The organism is Streptomyces sp. NPDC059224 (genome assembly GCF_042754285.1).
Taxonomy (GTDB): Bacteria; Actinomycetota; Actinomycetes; order Streptomycetales; family Streptomycetaceae; genus Streptomyces.
This window is the reverse complement of the sequence record NZ_JBHZAN010000025.1, coordinates 46,396-64,626: the sequence shown is the minus strand read 5'-3', so window position 1 is coordinate 64,626 and position 18,231 is coordinate 46,396. Positions and strand designations below refer to the sequence as shown.

Here is an 18,231-nt window from a genome sequence, read left to right as displayed (position 1 = left end):
ATGCAGCCGATCTACGTCCCCGACCTGGTGCGCGCGGCCGACGCAGTACCCGAGGGAACTCCCGCCGTCCTCAGCACCGACGGCGAGTTGTCCTACCGCGAGCTGTGGGACCAGATCGCCGCGGTCGCCCGGCAGCTGCGCAGCGTCGGTGTCGAACCGGGCGACCACGTAGGCCTCTACCTGCCGCGTTCCGCCGGCTACGTGAGCGCGCTCATCGCGGTCATGACCATCGGCGCCGTCGCCGTGCCCATGGACCCCGAGTTCCCTGGTGAACGCTTGCAGCAGGTGGCCGCCGCTGCCAAGCCGCGGGTGATCCTCTGTGACGGGGACAGCCATCTCGCCGCCCTCGGCCCCGCACCGTGGCTGGCAGTGGACACGCGGTACCGCCAGGGGGACGCGGATGTCCTGGCCGCCGCCACCTGGCGCGGACGCCCTGCCGGAGAGCAGACCGCGATGATCCTGTTCACCTCCGGCTCCACCGGCCGGCCCAAGGGCGTCCGTCTCCACCACGCCGGGCTGTCCAACCGCCTGGAGTGGGGACACCGCCACTACCGTCTGACGGACGACGACCGCGTTCTGCACAAGGCTTCCTGTGCCTTCGACGCGGCCATCCACGAGATCTTCTCGCCCCTGATCGCCGGCGGCACCCTGGTCATCGCCCCGCCGGGCCTGCAGTTCGACAGCCTCGGCATTGTCCGCCTCATCCAGGAGGCCGACGTCACCACTGCCCACTTCGTCCCCTCCGTCCTGCGCTATGTCGTCGACGAACCCGAACTCGCCTACTGCACCTCGCTGCGGCGCGTCTTGTGCGGCGGCGAAGCGCTCGACATGACACTCGTCCGGCGATTCCGAGATCTGCTGCCCGCCAAGCTGTACAACGGCTACGGCCCCACCGAGACCTCGGTGAACGCCACCTACTGGGACTGCAGTGAACCGTTCGATGGGGACATCGCGCCGGTTGGGCGCCCCATCGACAACGTGGTCTGCCACATCCTCGGCGAGGACCTGGCCGAGGTGCCCGCGGGGGAGACCGGGGAACTGTGGATCTCCGGCATCGCCGTGGGCGGGGGCTACCTCGATGACGAAGCCTTGACCGCGGAACGTTTCCGGCCCGACCCCTTCGCCGCCGACGGCACCCTGATGTACCGCACCGGCGACAGGATCCGGCAGGCCGATGCCGGCTACCTGGAGTTCCGCGGCCGGATCGACGACCAGATCAAGATCCGCGGCGTCCGGGTGGAACCCGAAGAGGTCGGCGCGGTCCTCCGCCACCACCCCATGGTCCACGATGCTGCCGTCATCGGTGTCCCCGACGGCAGCGACGGCGTGCGCCTGGTCGCCTACGTCGCAGCCAAGCGCGCCCACTCGCCTCTCGTCGATGGCCTGAGCCGGATCGAGCTGCCCAACGGCCTGGCCGTGGCCACGCCGGCGCCCGACGAGGCGCTGTTCCTGTACCGGCAGATCTTCGACGAGGACGAGTACGCCCGCTTCGGGCTGCACATCGGCGAGGACGCGGTCATCGTCGACGTCGGCGCCAACATCGGACTGTTCTCCCTGTGGGCAGCCCGCCAGGCCGACGGCGTCCGTGTGGTCGCCGTCGAGCCGAACCCGGACACCCTGCCCTACCTGCGGGCGAACCTGGAGCTGAACGCGGTGGCCGCCGACATCGTTGCGATGGCGGTCACCGACCGTCGCGGCACTGCGACCCTCACCTCGTTCCCTCAGCTCAGCTACCTCTCCGGGCTGGGCGCGGACCGTGAGAAAGCCGCTGCGGATCTCGTGGAGTCACACTTTCGCACCACCGCGGCCGCCACCGGGACGACCGGCTCGGCAGACGAGGCCGAACTCGCCCTGCTCCACCACGACACCGAGCGCCGCCTCGCCGCCACCTTGCACCAGGTCGAGACCACCGACCTGTCCAGCATCTTCGACCGCTTCGCACTCGACCACGTCGACCTGCTGAAGATCAACACTGAGGGTGCCGAAGCGGACGTGCTGCGCGGTCTGCGCCCTGAGCACTGGCATCGGGTGCGCCAGGTCTGTCTCGAAGTGGAACGCGCCAGCGCCGTGGGCCCGGAGATCCGCAAGATCCTTTACGACGCCGACTTCAGCCTCCACGAGATCGACGACTGGAACGTCGACTCCGCAGCGGATGTCTCCTACGTGTACGCCACCCGCGAGCCCATGGAGACGAACCCGATCGCTGCCAGGTCGGCAGCTTCCGAGACCCCGCCCGGCCCCGGCCTGCTCACGGCACGTGAGATCCGCCGTCACGCGGCAGCGCACCTGCCTTCCGCCATGCAGCCCTCCCAGGTCGTCTTCGTCGAAGAACTGCCCCGGCTGCCCAACGGCAAGGTCGCCAAGCTGGAGCTGCCGCCCCCGCCCGCCGTCTCCGTGCCCACCGCTGCAGACAGCAGCGCAGGCGTTGAAGAGCAGCTCAGGGACCTGTGGCGCGAGATCCTCGGCGTCGACGCGGTCGCAGACGACGACGAGTTCCTCAGCCTGGGAGGACACTCGCTGCTCGCCCTCCGCGTCACTGCCCGCGCCCGCTCCATCATCAGCACCGACATCACCCCGAACGCGTGCCTCAAGGCGCCGACGTTTGCCGCATGGCTCGCCGAGGTCCTTCACAGTGCCCCGGCCGGGAGGGGCTGAGCCATGCACTCCGTGCGGCCCCTGTCGGATATGCAGCAGTCCATGCTGGTCCACGAAATGCTCGAGGACCGGCCCATGTACACCATGCCGCTCTGCTTCCGGATCGCGGGCCCGCTCGACGCGGCGGCGCTGGAGCGGGCCCTGCACCGGGCAGTCCGGCGCCACCCGGTGCTGGCCGCGACGTTCGAGGACGGTTGTGCTCTTCCCCTGAGCCCGTCCGCGCCGTTGCCTCCCCTGACCTGCACTTCCTCGACGCCGGCCGACGGTGACGTGCTGGCTCTGCTCACCGACTGGTGGGACACACCATTCGACCTGACCGTCGAGCCCCCCGTGCGAGCGCGTCTGGTCTCCGGGCCGTCCGCTGACGTCCACCATCTGGCTCTCGCCGTGCACCATGTAGCCGGCGACAGCTGGTCCCTTGCTCTCCTGGCCGACGACCTCGGCCAGGCATACGCCGCACAGTTCGGCGGCAGCGACCTGACCGGGGAGGCGCCGGACTTCTTCGACCACGCCGACCGCGAGAACACCCACCCGGTGGACGCCACCTGGTGGAAGGAACATCTGGACGGTGTGCGCCCCGGGCCGGCACCGCGCACCAGCCCGCCTGGCGAAGCCGAACGCGGCACCTTCCTCGCACAGGACCTGCCCCTCGGCGCAGCCGAGACCCGAGCCGTGCGCCAGCTCTCCCGGTCCTGCCAGGTGTCGCCCGCCGTCGTCCTGTTCACCGTGGTGAGTGCGGCCCTCGCCGGGAGCGGCCCCGACCACGACGTCGTCGTGGGCATGCCCACCGCACTCCGCGACACCCAGGACCTACAGAACACCATCGGCCCTCTGCTCAACACCCTCCCAGTGCGCACGCAGTGGCCAGATCACCTGCCGCCCGCCCAGGTCATCGAGCGGCACGCCCAGTCGATCGACGCCGCCCTGGACCACAAGGACGTCCCCTACTCCCGCATCCTGCGGGCCGCGGCCGTGCACGGCGCCCACGGCGCGACACCGTTGTTCCTGCATCTGGTCAACGTCGACACGGTCGTTCCCCGGCTGCGCCTGCCGGCCCTGCGTACAACGCACGTGCCCGTCCCGCCCCGCTGGGCCAACTTCCCCGCCCTGTGGGAGTTCGGCTGGGGCACCGTCGGCAACATCCATGGCACCCTGCGCGCCTCGGCAGACGCCTTCACCGAGCAGGACGCCCGCCACCTACGGGACGCCTTCCGCGACACCCTGGCCCACTTCACCTCTGACCTCCGCTGACTCCTGCTCCAACCCACCGCCACGAAGGGGAGCCCCGTGTCCTCCACGCCCTCCATGGGCCCCGCGCCCCGTACCTCACAGGAAGAGATCCTCCGCGAGCTGTTCGCCGAAGTGCTGGATAGGCCCAAGACGAGCGCCGACGAGAACTTCTTCGAGGCCGGCGGCGACTCACTGGGCGCCATGAGGCTGATGAGCCGCATCCGGCAGACCGTGGGGCACGGCATACACCTGCGCAAGTTCTTCGAGGCTCCCACCCCGGCCGGCGTCGCCCGGGCCCTGGCCCAGGCCGCGGCCCCGCCCGCGCCGAAGGTCCCGGCTCTGGCCGACACGGTCGTCCCGCCGCAGATCCCGCTGTCACCGGCGCAGCGGCGCCTGTGGTTCCTCGCCCAGTTCGAAGGCCCAAGCCCCCGCTACAACATGCCGATCGGGCTCCGGCTGCAGGGCACGCTCGACACCGCGGCCCTGCAGGCTGCCCTCGGCGACATCGTCGCCCGCCACGAACCGCTACGCACCGTGTTCCCCCAGGAAGACGGCATGCCGTTCCAACACATCCACCCGGCCACCGACGCGCCACCCGTCTTCCACCACCGGCATGTCCGGGCAGCCGAGCTGACGGCGGCGATGCTCGAAGCGACCGGCGAGGCCATCGACATCACCCGCGACGTGCCACTGCGGACCTGGCTGTTCACCCGCACAGACATCCGCGGCCCACAAGTTGCCGAGCACGTCCTGGTGCTGGTGTTCCATCACATCGCCGCCGACGGCTGGTCCGTGGGCCCGCTCCTGCGCGACCTGGAAGGCGCCTACACCGCCCGACTCGACGGCCGGGCACCGGCGTTCGCCCCGCTCCCCGTCACCTACGCGCAGTTCAGCACCTGGCAGCACCAGAGCCAGTCCGGCGACGCCGACGAAGGGGCCCAACGCAAGCAGCTCGCCTTCTGGCGCGACGCCCTCGCAGGACTCCCCGACCGGATCGCCCTGCCTCTGGACCGTCCGCGGCCCGCCGTACCGTCGTACCACGGCGCCGGCATCGACTTCGCCGTCGACAGCGACCTCCACAGCCGCCTGCTCACCGTCGCGCAAGAGCACCAGGCAACCGGCTTCATGGTCCTCCAGGCCGCACTGGCCGCAGTCCTGACCCGCTACGGCGCGGGCGAGGACATCCCGATCGGCTCGCCCGTGGCCGGCCGTTCGGACGATCTCCTCAACGACCTGGTCGGCTTCTTCGTCAACACGCTCGTGCTACGGACCGACACCTCGGGCGATCCCACCTTCGCGGAACTCCTCGACCGCGTCCGCACGACGGACCTGGCCGCCTACGGACATCAGGACGTCCTGTTCGACCAGGTGGTCGAAGAGGTCAACCCGGAGCGCTCACGCGCCGCGAACCCCCTCGTCCAGGTGGCGCTCGCCTTCGTCGGCCAGCCGATAGGCCCGGGCGACCTGCCAGGTCTGCCGCACGCCACCTTGTTCGACGTACCCACCCAGGTGGCCAAGTTCGACCTGGTGTTCAACATCAGGGAGCTCCCGGCCGACGACGGCCGGCCGCAGGGGCTTGCGGGATTCCTTGAATACTCCACGGACCTGTTCGACCAGGAGAGCGCCCAGCGGCTGGTGGGCACGATGCTCCGCGTCCTCGACAAGGCGACCGCCGCCCCCACCCGACGTATCGGTGAGCTCGATCTGGTCGACGCCGAGGATCGCGACCGCACACTCGCGCAAGGCGTGGGGGCCGCAGGCGGTGTTCGCGCCAGCGTCCCGGAGCTCTTCGCCGCCCAGGTCTCCCGCACTCCCGACGCTCCGGCCGTCTTCAGCGCCGGCCAAGAGATCACTTACGCGGACCTCGACGCCCGTTCCACGGCGCTGGCACGCCGCCTCGTGGAGCTGGGGGTCGGTATCGAGGCGGCGGTGGCCGTCCTCATGGAACGCTCTCCCGAGCTGGTCGTGGCCCAGCTGGCCGTCCTGAAGGCGGGCGGCGCGTACGTCCCGTTGGACCGACGCTATCCACCGGCCCGTCTGAGCGCGATCGCCGAAACCACCCAGGCACGGGTCCTCCTCGTGGACGACGCCTCTACGGCGGCCTTCGACCACCGCATGGAGCGCGTCACGGTCCTCCCCGGTCCCGCCGAGGACACCGGTGGGCCTCAGCTGCCGGACACGACCGACCCCGGCCGGCTGGCCTACGTGATGTTCACCTCGGGCTCCACCGGTGTGCCCAAGGGCGTGGCCGTCACCAACGCCGACATCACCGCCCTGGCCACGGACAGCGCATTCCGCGGCCCGGCCCACCGCCGGGTGCTCCTGCATTCCTCACAGGCGTTCGACGCCTCGACCTACGAACTGTGGGCGCCCCTGCTGACCGGCGGCTGCTGCGTCATCGCCCCGCCCGGTGACCTGGACGTCGCGGCCCTCACCGCAGCCATGGAGTCCGGGCAGGTGGGCGCGGTATTCCTCACCTCGGCGCTCTTCGCGCTCCTCGCCGACGAGGCTCCCGCCGTACTCGGCACGCTCCAGGAGATCTGGGCCGGGGGCGAGATCGTGTCTGCGGCAGCGGTACGCAAGCTCCGCGAGCGCTTCCCCACTGTGCGATTCGTGAACGTGTACGGACCCACCGAGGCCACCACCTTCACCACCCGCTGGATGCTCGGCAACGATGACCCGATCCCCGATGCACTGCCCATCGGTCGCCCACTGGACGGCATGCGCACCTATGTGCTCGATGCGCGGCTGCAGCCGGTACCGTTCGGCGGCACCGGGGAGCTGTATGTGGCGGGTGCCGGTCTGGCCCGCGGATACCTTGGGCTGCCGGGGCTGACGGCTGAGCGGTTCGTCGCCGACCCATTCGGGAACCCGGGCGCGCGGATGTATCGCACCGGTGACCTCGCCCGCTGGAACAACCATGGCGAACTGGAGTTCGCCGGCCGTGCCGATGACCAGGTGAAGATCCGTGGTTTCCGTGTCGAACCCGGCGAGGTCCAGGCGGCCGTGGAGGCCGACGCGGCGGTTGCGCGAGCAGCCGTCGTCGTCCGCGAGGACCTGCCCGGCGAAAAACGCCTGGTGGCCTACGTCGTTGCGGCCGACGGTGCCTCAGCAGCTGACACCGGTGCGCTGGGCGACCGTCTGCGGGACCGGCTTCCCACCTATCTGCTCCCCGCTGTCGTCGTGCTGGACGAGTTGCCGCTGACGGTAAACGGGAAGCTGGACCGCGCCGCGCTCCCACAGCCGGAGTGGACGGCCTCCGCCGCGTCGATGCCGGGGCGCACCCCGCGCCAGGAGATCCTGTGCTCCTTGTTCGCCGAGATCCTCGGCAGGCCGGACGTGGGCACCGGCGACGACTTCTTCGCCTTGGGCGGGCACTCCCTGCTCGCCATGCGGCTCATCAGCCGCATCCGCACCGCTCTCGCCACCGACGTGGACTTCGGTGCGTTCTTCAGTGACCCCAGCCCGGCCGGAATGGACCGCCTGCTGACGCTGGCGGGCAGCGATGGCGCGCACCGCCGGCCTCAGCTGGCCGCGGGCGAACGGCCCGAGCAGATTCCGCTGTCCTTCGCCCAGCAGCGCCTGTGGCTCATCAGCCGCATCGACGGGCCGAGCCCCACCTACAACATCCCCCTAGCCCTGCGCCTGAACGGCGTCATCGACGCCGAAGCCCTGCGCCAGGCCGTCGGCGACCTGATGCACCGCCACGAGACGCTCCGTACGGTCTTCCCCGAGTCCGGCGGCGAAGCCCACCAGGTCATCCTCCCCCCAGACGCGGCCACAGCGGTCCTCACGACCGCTGTCGTCAGCCGGGACGCGCTGGACGACGAGATCGGCCGGGCTGCCCGGCACGTCTTCGACATCGGCTCCGACGTACCGCTGCGGTGCACCCTGTTCGAGGTCGCCGACAGCGACGACGAGTACGTCCTGCTCGTCCTGCTGCACCACATCGCCGGTGACGGTCTGTCCATGCGGCCGCTGCTCAGTGACCTGGCCGAGGCCTACGAAGCCCGCAGCAACGGCGCCGCCCCCGCGTTCGGGCCGCTGCCAGTGCAGTACGCCGACTACACGCTGTGGCAGCGCACCCTGCTCGGCGACGACAGCGACGCTCACAGCGTGCAGGCCGGGCAGCTCGCGTTCTGGCGCGAGACCCTCAACGGAGCACCACAGCAGCTCGACCTTCCCTTCGACCGGCCCCGGCGGGCTGTTGCCGCCCACCAGGGCGCCACGGTGGAAGTCACGCTCGGCGCGGACCTGCACCAGCAGGTCCTGGACCTTGCCCGCCGCACCGGCACCACGCTGTTCATGGTGCTGCAGAGCGCGGTCGCCACCATGCTGAAGCGGTCCGGCGCCGGCGACGACATCCCCCTGGGCACCGTGGTCGCCGGACGGTCGGAGACCGGCCTCGACGATCTGGTCGGCTTCTTCGTGAACACGCTCGTGCTACGCACGAGCACCGCGGGCGATCCCACCTTCGCCGACCTGCTCGCCCGCGTCCGTGCCACCGACCTTGCGGCGTTCGCCCACCAGGACGTGCCCTTCGACCGGATCGTGGAAGAGACCCGGCCCGAACGCTCCCTGGCCTGGCACCCGCTGTTCCAGGTCTTCCTCGCGCTCGACGACGGATTCATCGACGGCGCCCCGCACTTCGCGGGCACCACGGCAGAACCGCTTGCGCTCACCACCGACACCGCGAAGTTCGACCTGTCCATCGACTTCGCCAACCGCCGCGACCGCGAGGGCCGGCCCGCCGGCCTGCACATGGTCCTCGAATACGCCACTGAGCTGTTCGACCACACGACCGTCGCCGCCATGAGCAGGCGCCTGGTGAAGGTCCTTGAGGAAGCAGTCACAGACACCGACCGTCCCATCGGATCCTTCAACCTGTTGGACGACGACGAAAGGCGCCTGCTGCTCGCCGACTGGAACGGCCACCCTTCGCCGGAACAGCCCATCGACCTGCCCGGCCGGGTCCGCGCCCTGGCCGCCGCTAGTCCTGGCGCACTCGCGGTGTCCGACGCCCACAGCACCCTCACGTACGCCGAGGTCGCCCGGCGCGCCGGAGCGGTCGCCGGGTCCCTGGCGGCCGCTGGCGCCAGGGTGGACACCCTCATCGCCGTGCTGTCCGCACGCAGCGCCTGGTTCGTGACCGCCGCGCTCGGTGCGCTGGGAACCGGCGGCGGCTACATGCCGCTCGACCCGGGCACGCCGATCGCCCGGGCCGCCGGGATGCTGCGGGACGCCGACGTCCGTCTCCTGCTGACCGCGCCCGATCTGATCGGCCAGGCCGGCGACATTCTCGCCGCGTGCGGCGACCATCCGGTCACGCTAGTGACCGTCGACGACACGACGCCCCCGCCGCCCCCGGTCACGGCGCATCCGGAGGCGATCGCCTACTCCGTGTTCACCTCCGGCTCCACCGGCCGCCCCAAGGGCGTCCTGGTGCCGCACCGCGGCCTGTCGAACCACCTGCGCGCCGTCATCGACCTCTACGGACTCGACGAGAGCGACACCATCGCCTTCAACGCCCCGCTGACCTTCGACGTGTCCATCTGGCAGACCCTCACGCTCTTCCTTGCCGGCGGCCGCGTCCACGTCTTCGACGACGACACCACCCGCGACCCCCTGGACATGGTCCGCGCCGTGGACGCACACGGCATCACAGTGCTCCAGATCGTTCCCGCCGTCCTGCGGGCCGTGCTCGACCTGTGGGACGACGACGAATCCAGCGCCCACCTTCTCGCCGGGCTGCGCTGGATGCTCGTCCACGGCGAAGAACTGCCACCCGACCTCGTCACCCGCTGGTACAAGCGGCATCCGGGCATCCCCCTGGCCAACGTCTACGGCCCCGCCGAGTGCTCGGACGACGTGTCGATCGCCGTCATCGAGCCCGGCTCCCTCACCGGCGGCTCGCGCGCCCCGATCGGCACTCTGCTGACCAACACCCGCGCCTACGTGCTGGACGAGCACCTGCGCCTGCTGCCCGCCGGTGTCACCGGCGAGCTGTACGTGGCCGGGGCAGGCCTGGCCCGCGGCTACGCCCGCAATCCCGCCCTGACCGCCGAGAGGTTCATCGCCGACCCCTACGGCGAGCCGGGCGAGCGGATGTACCGCACGGGCGACCTGGCGCGCTGGAACCATCACGGGGTCCTGGAGTTCGTGGGCCGCGCCGACCACCAGGTGAAGATCCGCGGCTTTAGGGTCGAGCCGGGCGAGGTCCAGGCGGTCATCGACGCCGACGACACCGTCGGGCACGCTGCGGTGCTCGTGCGCGAGGACCGGCCGGGCGACAAGCGCCTGGTGGCCTACGTCGTTGCCGACCGGGGACGCGAACAGGACGTGTCACCGGACGCGTTGCGCCGCCGGGTGGCGGCCGCTCTGCCTGCGTACATGGTCCCGGCCGTGGTCGTGCTGGACGAGTTGCCGCTGACCGTCAACGGCAAGCTCGACCGCAAGGCTCTGCCCGCCCCGGAACTGCCCTCCCGTACGGCTTTCGCGGCCGCTCGCAGCCCGCGCGAGGAGCGCGTGTGCGCGCTGTTCGCCGAAGTCCTCAATCTGCCCCAGGTGGACGTCGAGGACGACTTCTTCGCGCTGGGCGGGCACTCCCTGCTCGCCATGCGGCTGGCCAGCCGCATCAGGGCCGACCTGGCCATCGACGTGTCGGTCAGAACCCTGTTCCAGACGCCCACACCCCGCGGGCTGCTCGACAACACCACCGGCGGCGGCGACTTCGACATCCTGCTGCCCCTGCGCCCGGCCACCGGCCGCCACCCGCTCTTCTGCATCCATCCCGCGACCGGGCTCGCGTGGAGCTACCTCGCGCTCGCCCGCATGCTCCCCGCCGACGTGCCGGTGTACGGCCTCCAGGCGCCGGGCCTTGCGGACGGGGCCCAACGGCCCGCCGCCTTCGGTGAGATCACCGACCTCATGGTGCGGGAGATCCAGCAGGTCCAGTCCCAGGGCCCGTACCGGCTGCTCGGCTGGTCGCTCGGCGGCAACATCGCCCACGCGATCGCCACGCGCCTGCGTGCGGAGGGCGCCGAGGTCGAACTGCTGGCGCTGGTGGACGCCTACCCCGCAGCAACCTGGCCGTATCCCGGCACGGCCACCCCCGAGCAGTGGGACGAGTTCGCCCTCCTGACCACCCTGGTGGCGCAACCCCGTGACCCTGCCGGCCACGACGGGGACTTCGAGGCTCTGCTGAGTGCGCTGCGCGCCGAAGCGGCGGCCCATGTGCCGCTGGATGAGGAGCAGTTCACCCGGCTGATCGAGGTAGGCGTGACCGCCAGCCGTCTCGCCGCCGCGTACACGCCCGAACCCTTCGACGGCACCGTTCTTCACTTCACCGCCACCCAGGGCCGCACGCCCGACGGCCCCCTTCCCTCGGCCTGGCAGTCCTACGCCGACGGCCTTCGGGAGTACCCCCTGGACTGCAGCCATGAAGAAGTGCTGGCCGAAGATCCGTGTCGGCGCATGGCTGACGTTCTCGCGCCCCTCCTCATCCAAGGAACCGAGTGACCCGCATGACCCTCCACGACGACCGTCCCGACGTTCAGGTGCCCGGCCACTGGCTGCGGCCCGGCGTGCCCGCCTACGACACGGCACGCCGTATCTGGAACGGCATGCACGACCGGCGGCCCGCCGTCATCGCCCCGTGCAGCAGCCCGGGCCAGGTCTCCGAGGCTCTGCGCTACGCCGCCCGCACCGGCCTGGAGATCACCGTGCGGGGCGGCGGCCACAACGTCGCCGGCACTGCCGTCGCCGACAACACCCTCATGATCGATCTGTCGCCCATGCGATCTGTCGCCGTCGACCCTGTCGCCCGTGTCGCGCAGGCTGGCGGCGGCTGCCTGCTCGCCGATCTGGACGCCGCCACCACACCGCACGGTCTCGCCTGTCCGGCCGGCGTGGTCTCGCACACCGGTCTGGGTGGCCTCGCCCTTGGCGGCGGCTACGGATGGCTCGCCCGCACCTGGGGGCTGACCTGCGATCACCTGCTTGCGGCCGAAGTGGTGCTGGCGGACGGCTCGGTCGTCGAGGCGACCGAGGACGACCATGGCGACCTGCTGTGGGCGCTGCGCGGAGGGGGCGGGAACTTCGGCATCGTCACCCGCTTCACCCTGCGTCTGCGGCCCGTCGGCCCCGTCCACTACCACACCGGCGTCTACCCGCTGGCTGCCGCTGAGGAGGTACTGGCCGCCTACGGGGACTTCGCCTCCGGCCAGCCCGACGCCCTGCACACCGTCGGCGCCCTCAAGCACGCGGGCACCGCCAACTGGATCCCCGCCCATCTCCAGGGCCGCCCCGCGCTGTTCCTCACCGCCGCCTGGTTCGGCAACCCGGACGACGGACCGGCCCACACCAACCCGTTCTTCGACACCACCGGCCCCACCGCCACCCTCGTGCGCCGCATGTCCTACGCGGAGCTCCAGAGCCTGGGCGACCACGGCGAACCCGCCGGCCACCGCTACTTCACCAAATCCTGCTACCCCGCCGACCTCACCCCGCAGACGGCCGCCGCGTTCGTGACCGCCGCCGAGGAGATGCCCTCCGCGCTGTCCTCCATCGACTTCGAGTACCTGGGCGGTGCCATCAGCCAGGTTCCCGAAGAGGATTCGGCGTTCCCGTCCCGCAACGCGCCCTACATCTTCACCGCCTCGTCCCAGTGGACCGACCCGCAGAAGGACACCGCGAACGCCGCCTGGCCCCGGCGCAGCATCGAGCGCCTCGCGCCGATGTGCACCGGTGGCGCCTACGTCAACTACCTCCATGACGAGGCGCCCGGCCGGGTCCTGGAGGTCTACGGCACTGACCGGCACGCCCGCCTCGCCGCCGTGAAGAAGGCATACGACCCCGCCAACGTCTTCCGGCGCAACCAGAACATCCCGCCCACACCGTCCTGACGCCCACGTTCCCCAGGAGAGACCCCACATGCTGCAGCGGCCCCAGTCCCTCGCCCTCCTGACACCTCCCGCCGTCCACTCCAGCAACGACCCCGACGCCTTCGTCACGATGCTGAGCTCCCCGTGGTACGGCCTCGTCGCCGACCTCTACGACGTCTTCGAGCGCACCACCGGCAACTACGCCCGCTCCCAGGGCCTGAAGAATCTGCCCTTCCCGCTCACGACCCGGACCGTGACCTGCCCGAACGCCTTCGGCAGCGACTCCGAGCCCGTGCCCGTGACCGTCCTCGGCGTGGACACCTTCCTGCCCGACAGCATGCAGTTCGCCCTGGAGTACGGCTGCCGGCTCTCGCCGGGCGGCTGCTACAGCATCCTGCCGTCCTACCGCGGCGAGATTCCGGACGAGACCCACCTCAACCAGTACACGCACAGCGAAGCCGAGATACCCGGCGGCCTCGACGACATGATCAGCTACGTCGACGGCTACGTGAAGGCGCTCGCCACCGCGGTCCTGGACGAACACGGCGACCGCATCGCCCGGCTGCGCGGCACCACGGCCCACGTCGAGCGCATGGCCGCCCGAGGCGCACCCTTCGAACGCCTCACCTTCGAGGAGGCCGTGCGGATCGTCGGTGACGTGGACGGCTGCGTCCGCGATGAGGGATCATGGCGCACGCTCACCCGCCAGGGCGAGCGGCTGCTCATGCAGCGCGTCGACCCGTTCGTCTGGGTCGACCACTTCGACTCGCTGGCCGTGCCCTTCTACCAGGCCTTCGGCGACGACGCCGGACGCACCGCCCGCAACGCCGACCTGTACTTCGGGCTCGGCGAGATCGTGGGCGGCGGCGAACGCCACTCGGACGTCGAACTGCTGCGCAAGTCGATGGCCCGGCACGACGTGAACGAGCAGGAGTACGCCTGGTACGTCCGCATGCGCATGGACCTCCCCATGGTCACCGCCGGCTTCGGCATGGGCATCGAGAGGTTTCTCATGTGGGTCCTGTCCCACGACGACATCCGGGACGTCCCGCTCATGTCCCGGCTCAACGAACCTGCCGCCTTCCCTACCGCGGTCACCCGCCCCTAACAGAAAGCCATCAGCGTGGAGACGAAGAACGACGACACCGCCGGTACCAGCGCGCGCAGAAGATGGGGGGTCCTGGGCCAGCGGGACTTCAGGCTCCTGTGGATCGGCGAGACCGCACGCGGCATCGGCAACAGTGTCACCGCGGTGGCCGTCCCCCTCGTCGCCGTCGTCACCCTCGACAGCAGCGCGACCGCCGTGGGCCTGCTCACCGCCGCCGTCTGGCTGCCCTGGCTCCTGGTCGGCCTGCCCGCCGGAGCATGGGTGGACCGGATGCGGCGCCGCCCCCTGCTCATCGCGTGCGCCGTGGTGTCAGCCGTCCTCTACGCCACCGTCCCCATCGCGGCCTGGCTCGACGCGCTCACCTTCACCCACCTCGTCGCCGTCGTGCTGATCTGCGGCGTCGCAGCGGTCTTCGTCCGCACCGCCGTACACAGCTACCTGCCGACCGTGGTCACCGACGCCGACCTCCAAGAGGGCAACGCCCGCATCAGCGCCAGCGAATCCGCCACCGACGTGGTCGGCAAGGGCCTGGCTGGCCTGATCAGCCAGGTCTTCGGCGCCGTCGCCGGCCTGCTCCTCGACGCCATCACGTTCATCCTGTCCGCGCTCTGCCTCACCGGCATCAAGGCCAAGGAAACGAAGCCGGAACCGCCCGACCACCCCATCCCGCTGGGCCGGCAGATCACCGAAGGCCTGCGCTTCGTGTTCAGCGACCGCTATCTGCGCCCCATCGTCACCTACGGCGCCCTGGTGAACTTCGCGCTCCTGGGCTACCAGGCCGTCCAAGTCGTCTTCCTGGTACGCACGGTCGGCGCGAACACCGCGACCGTCGGCGTGATCCTCACCGCCGGCAGCCTCGGCGGCATCGTCGGAGCCTCCGCCGCCCCGGCCATCGGACGGCGCTTCGGCACCGCACGCGGCATGCTCGCCACCCAACTGGTCACCGGACCGTTCGCCCTGCTGCTGCCCCTGACCACATCAGGCGCCGGCCTGACGTTCTTCGCCCTGGGCACCTTCGTCCTCGGCTTCGGCATCGTCACCTGCAACGTCGTCCTGGCCTCCTTTCGCCAGACCTACTGCCCACCGCGCATCCTCGGCCGCGTCGTCGCCACCACGATGGTCATCAACCACAGCACCATCCCGGTCGGCGCACTGATCGGAGGCGTCCTCGGCGACGCCGTCGGCCCCCGCCCCGCCATGTGGATCATGACCGCCGTCCTCGCCCCCTGCGGGCTCGTCCTCGCCCTCGGCCCCATGCGCACCCAGCGCGACCTGCCCACCACCGCGCGCCCCGAGCCCAGCGCCGACACCCACGAGACGGAGCCCGCGTGACCACCGAAAACGCGACCACAACGGTCCGCTACTACGAGGACCTCGGCTGCTGGGTCGTCTGGGGCCGCGACCACGTACAGGCCGCCCTCCAGGACCCACACCTGTCCTCGGAAACCCTCGACGCCGTCAACCTCAGCTACCTTCCCGCAGACATACACGAGGAGTGCGCCCACCTCATCGAGACCATGCGCCGCTGGTTCGTCCTCCTCGACGGCACGAAACACACCGAGGCCCGACGGGCCATCCAGCCGATGTTCTCCCCCCGGCGCATCCGCCGACTCGAAGAGACCATCCACACCATCCTCGAAGAGGAACTGGACAAGTTCGCCCGCTCAGAGCGGCACGACGCCATGCCCGACCTCGCGGACAACATCTCCGCACGCACCATCGCCCTGCTCCTGGGACTCCCCGACGGCCAAGGAGACCTCCTGCACACCTGGGCCCGGCCCCTCGCCGACTTCCTCGCCGTCGCCTACCGGCCCGACTACGCACGCGCCGCCCAGACCTCCCTGCGCGAGATGGCCGACTTCATTACGAACGCGCCCGACGAGGACGGCGAGTCCATCTGGAGCAAGGCCCAGGGCAGCGAGTGGGACCGGCTCGCGACCTCGTCGATGGTGATGTTCGGCGGCCTGGAGACCACGGCCGGCATGATCGGGCTCGCCCTGTGGCACATGCTCGGCAACAACCTGACCCACACCATCGCGGCCGCCACCGACGACGAACCCGCCCGAGGCATCGTCGAACGCGTCCTGGAACTGTATGCACCACTCGGACACGTCGCCCGCCTCGCCACACAGGACACGACCCTGGCCGGCCACACCATCGCCAAGGACGACGTCGTCCTCGTCTCCCTCACCGGCCGGGACCTCTTCGACCACTCCACCCCCACAACCCCGCTCGAACACAGCACCGGCCAGCACCCGTCCGACCACATCGCCTTCGGATTCGGCATGCACTACTGCGTCGGCGCCCCACTCGCCCGGCTCACCGTGGCCAAGCTCCTCACCCTGTTCGCCCGCCGCTTCCCCAACGCCACGGTCAGCGACGTGAACTGGCGTGTGAACAAGACCTTCCGCGGCTTCGACCGCCTCACCCTCGACCTGCACGCGCCCACCACACCCGCGCCGGCGCGGCGCTGACACCACCGGCCTTCCCGACCAGAACCCCACCCGAATGAAAGGGCGCGCTGCATGCAGCCGACCGCACTGATCTGTCTGCCCTTCGCCGGAGCAGGCGCCTCCTTCTTCAAGAAGTGGCACAAGGACGCGCCAGAGGGCCTGCACATCACCGCCATCCAGCTGCCGGGCCGCGAAGAACGCTTCCTCGACGACCCCCTCACGGACGCCTCGGCCGCAGCGGAGGAGGCCTGGGAGCGAGTCGCGCCCGAACTGGAGGGTTCTGAGCGCGCCGTCATCTTCGGCCACAGCCTCGGCGCCGTCCTCGCCTACGAACTCGCCCACCGGATCGCCGACCGCGGACCGGTCCCCCTGGAACGCCTGGTCGTCAGCGGCTCAGCCGGCCCCAGGACGCCACGCACCAACCGGGCCACCGGACTGAGCGACGACGAGTTCCTCACCCGCGTCCGCGGCTTCGCCGGCTACTCCCACCAGGCGATGCAGAACCCCGAAATGCTCGAACTCCTCCTCCCCGTCCTGCGGGCCGACGTCGAAATGCACGAGAACTACCGGCCCTCCACCGACACCCCCCTCAAGGCACCGATCACCGCCCTGCGGGGAACCGACGACGACCTCGTAGACGCCGCCCAGACCGCACAGTGGGCCGACGCCACCACCGCCGCCTTCACCACCGCCGAACTCCCCGGCGGACACATGTACCTCACCGACCACGGCCCCGCCGTCATGCGCCTCATCGCCACCCAACTGAACGACACCCACGACCTCGGAGCAGCACCACGATGACCGGCCGACTCGACGGCAAGACCGCTGTGATCACCGGCGCCGCCCGAGGCCTCGGCCGGGCAACAGCCCTGACCTTCGCACGAGAAGGCGCCGACCTCGCCCTCCTCGACATCGCCGCCGACCTGCCCGGCGTGCCCTACCCCCTCGGGACGGTCAGCCAGCTCGAACACACCGCAGACCTGTGCCGCAAGGAAGGCGCCGCCGTACTCGTCCACCACACAGACGTACGGCACCTCAACCAAGTCCAGGACGCCGTCACCGCTGCCGCAGCCCGGTTCGGGCACCTCGACATCCTCGTCAACAACGCCGGCATCGCCGCACCCTCGGGCAAGGCCACGCACGAGATCGAGGAGGACGAATGGCAGCTCATGCTCGACGTCGACCTCTCCGGAGCCTGGCGGCTGATCCGCTGCGTCGCCAAACTCATGACCCGCCGCAAGACGGGCAGCATCATCAACATCGCCTCAACAGCAGGCCTGGTCGGCTACCGCCACTTCGCCGGATACGTCGCCGCCAAGCACGGGCTCATCGGTCTCACCAAAGCAGCCGCCCTCGACTACGCACCCCACAAGGTCCGCGTCAACGCCCTGTGCCCCGGCTCCGTCCGCGACGCCCCGCACGTCGAGGGCCGCATGCTCGCCGAAATCGCCCGCTCCCTGGACGTACCCGTCGACGAGCACGAACAGATCTTCATGCGAGACCAGCCCATGAACGCCCTCATCGAACCCGAAGACGTCGCCGACTCTGCACTCTGGCTGGCCTCGGACGACAGCCGACAGATGACCGGGGCCGTGATCACTGTGGACGGCGGCTTCACCGCTCGTTGACCCGTTGACGACCCAGAATGCGTCAAAACCCACGCGCGGCCCCGGCTGCTCCGGGGAGCCATGTGGGCCGTCAGCTGCCGGTGAGGGCTCCACACACCTCTCCAGGTCGACCAGGGGCCGGTCCAGCCGGTCCCACCTCTCGGCGGTGAGATTCGGAAAAGGGCACCGCGATGATGGAGGCGAACGTCGTGATGCCGGGCACGATGCATTGGAGCGCGTTGGGCAGGCCGGCGTCGACGGTGGTCCTCGTTTTCCGCCCCGCCCCGCTGGGCAGG

The 18,231-nt window shown here is 70.4% G+C and carries 9 protein-coding genes; all 9 read left to right on the top strand.

Annotation, left to right across the window (positions count from 1 at the left end):
* From ACFXI4_RS27245 to ACFXI4_RS27205, 9 genes are read left to right on the top strand one after another with little or no spacing between them, the layout of a single operon-like run.
* A complete protein-coding gene (locus tag ACFXI4_RS27245) occupies positions 1-2,655 on the top strand; it encodes an amino acid adenylation domain-containing protein (protein ID WP_384995921.1) in 2,655 nt (884 codons plus the stop codon).
* 3 nt (positions 2,656-2,658) lie between these two features.
* Positions 2,659-3,906: a condensation domain-containing protein gene (locus tag ACFXI4_RS27240; protein WP_384995646.1), complete on the top strand. Its 1,248-nt coding sequence runs from the start codon at positions 2,659-2,661 to the stop codon at positions 3,904-3,906.
* A 36-nt stretch (positions 3,907-3,942) separates the two neighbouring features.
* Positions 3,943-11,403: an amino acid adenylation domain-containing protein gene (locus ACFXI4_RS27235; protein ID WP_384995643.1), complete on the top strand. Its 7,461-nt coding sequence runs from the start codon at positions 3,943-3,945 to the stop codon at positions 11,401-11,403.
* A gap of 5 nt (positions 11,404-11,408) precedes the next feature.
* On the top strand, positions 11,409-12,788 hold the full coding sequence (locus ACFXI4_RS27230) for an FAD-binding oxidoreductase (protein WP_384995640.1): 1,380 nt from the start codon (positions 11,409-11,411) through the stop codon (positions 12,786-12,788).
* Positions 12,789-12,816: 28 nt separating this feature from the next.
* Positions 12,817-13,875, top strand: coding sequence for an amino acid--tRNA ligase-related protein (locus tag ACFXI4_RS27225; RefSeq protein WP_384995637.1), 1,059 nt, complete (start codon positions 12,817-12,819; stop codon positions 13,873-13,875).
* Positions 13,876-13,890: 15 nt separating this feature from the next.
* Positions 13,891-15,207, top strand: a complete 1,317-nt coding sequence (locus ACFXI4_RS27220) for an MFS transporter (RefSeq protein WP_384995635.1) — start codon at positions 13,891-13,893, stop codon at positions 15,205-15,207.
* Positions 15,204-16,349, top strand: coding sequence for a cytochrome P450 (locus ACFXI4_RS27215; protein WP_384995632.1), 1,146 nt, complete (start codon positions 15,204-15,206; stop codon positions 16,347-16,349). The genes ACFXI4_RS27220 and ACFXI4_RS27215 overlap by 4 nt, the downstream gene beginning before the upstream one ends.
* A gap of 51 nt (positions 16,350-16,400) precedes the next feature.
* Positions 16,401-17,129 carry a thioesterase II family protein gene (locus tag ACFXI4_RS27210; protein WP_384995630.1) on the top strand — a complete coding sequence of 243 codons (729 nt, stop codon included), beginning with the start codon at positions 16,401-16,403 and terminating at the stop codon, positions 17,127-17,129.
* Complete coding sequence (locus ACFXI4_RS27205) at positions 17,126-17,956, top strand: SDR family oxidoreductase (protein WP_384995627.1); 831 nt, start codon at positions 17,126-17,128, stop codon at positions 17,954-17,956. Before ACFXI4_RS27210 ends, ACFXI4_RS27205 begins: the two co-directional genes overlap by 4 nt.
* Positions 17,957-18,231 lie beyond the last annotated feature (275 nt).

Bases quoted from the DNA above. Each gene is read 5' to 3' on its own strand.
- ACFXI4_RS27205 (WP_384995627.1), top strand. From the start codon at position 17,126: ATGACCGGCCGACTCGACGGCAAGACCGCTGTGATCACCGGCGCCGCC.
- ACFXI4_RS27210 (WP_384995630.1), top strand. From the start codon at position 16,401: ATGCAGCCGACCGCACTGATCTGTCTGCCCTTCGCCGGAGCAGGCGCC.
- ACFXI4_RS27225 (WP_384995637.1), top strand. From the start codon at position 12,817: ATGCTGCAGCGGCCCCAGTCCCTCGCCCTCCTGACACCTCCCGCCGTC.
- ACFXI4_RS27230 (WP_384995640.1), top strand. From the start codon at position 11,409: ATGACCCTCCACGACGACCGTCCCGACGTTCAGGTGCCCGGCCACTGG.
- ACFXI4_RS27245 (WP_384995921.1), top strand. From the start codon at position 1: ATGCAGCCGATCTACGTCCCCGACCTGGTGCGCGCGGCCGACGCAGTA.
- ACFXI4_RS27240 (WP_384995646.1), top strand. From the start codon at position 2,659: ATGCACTCCGTGCGGCCCCTGTCGGATATGCAGCAGTCCATGCTGGTC.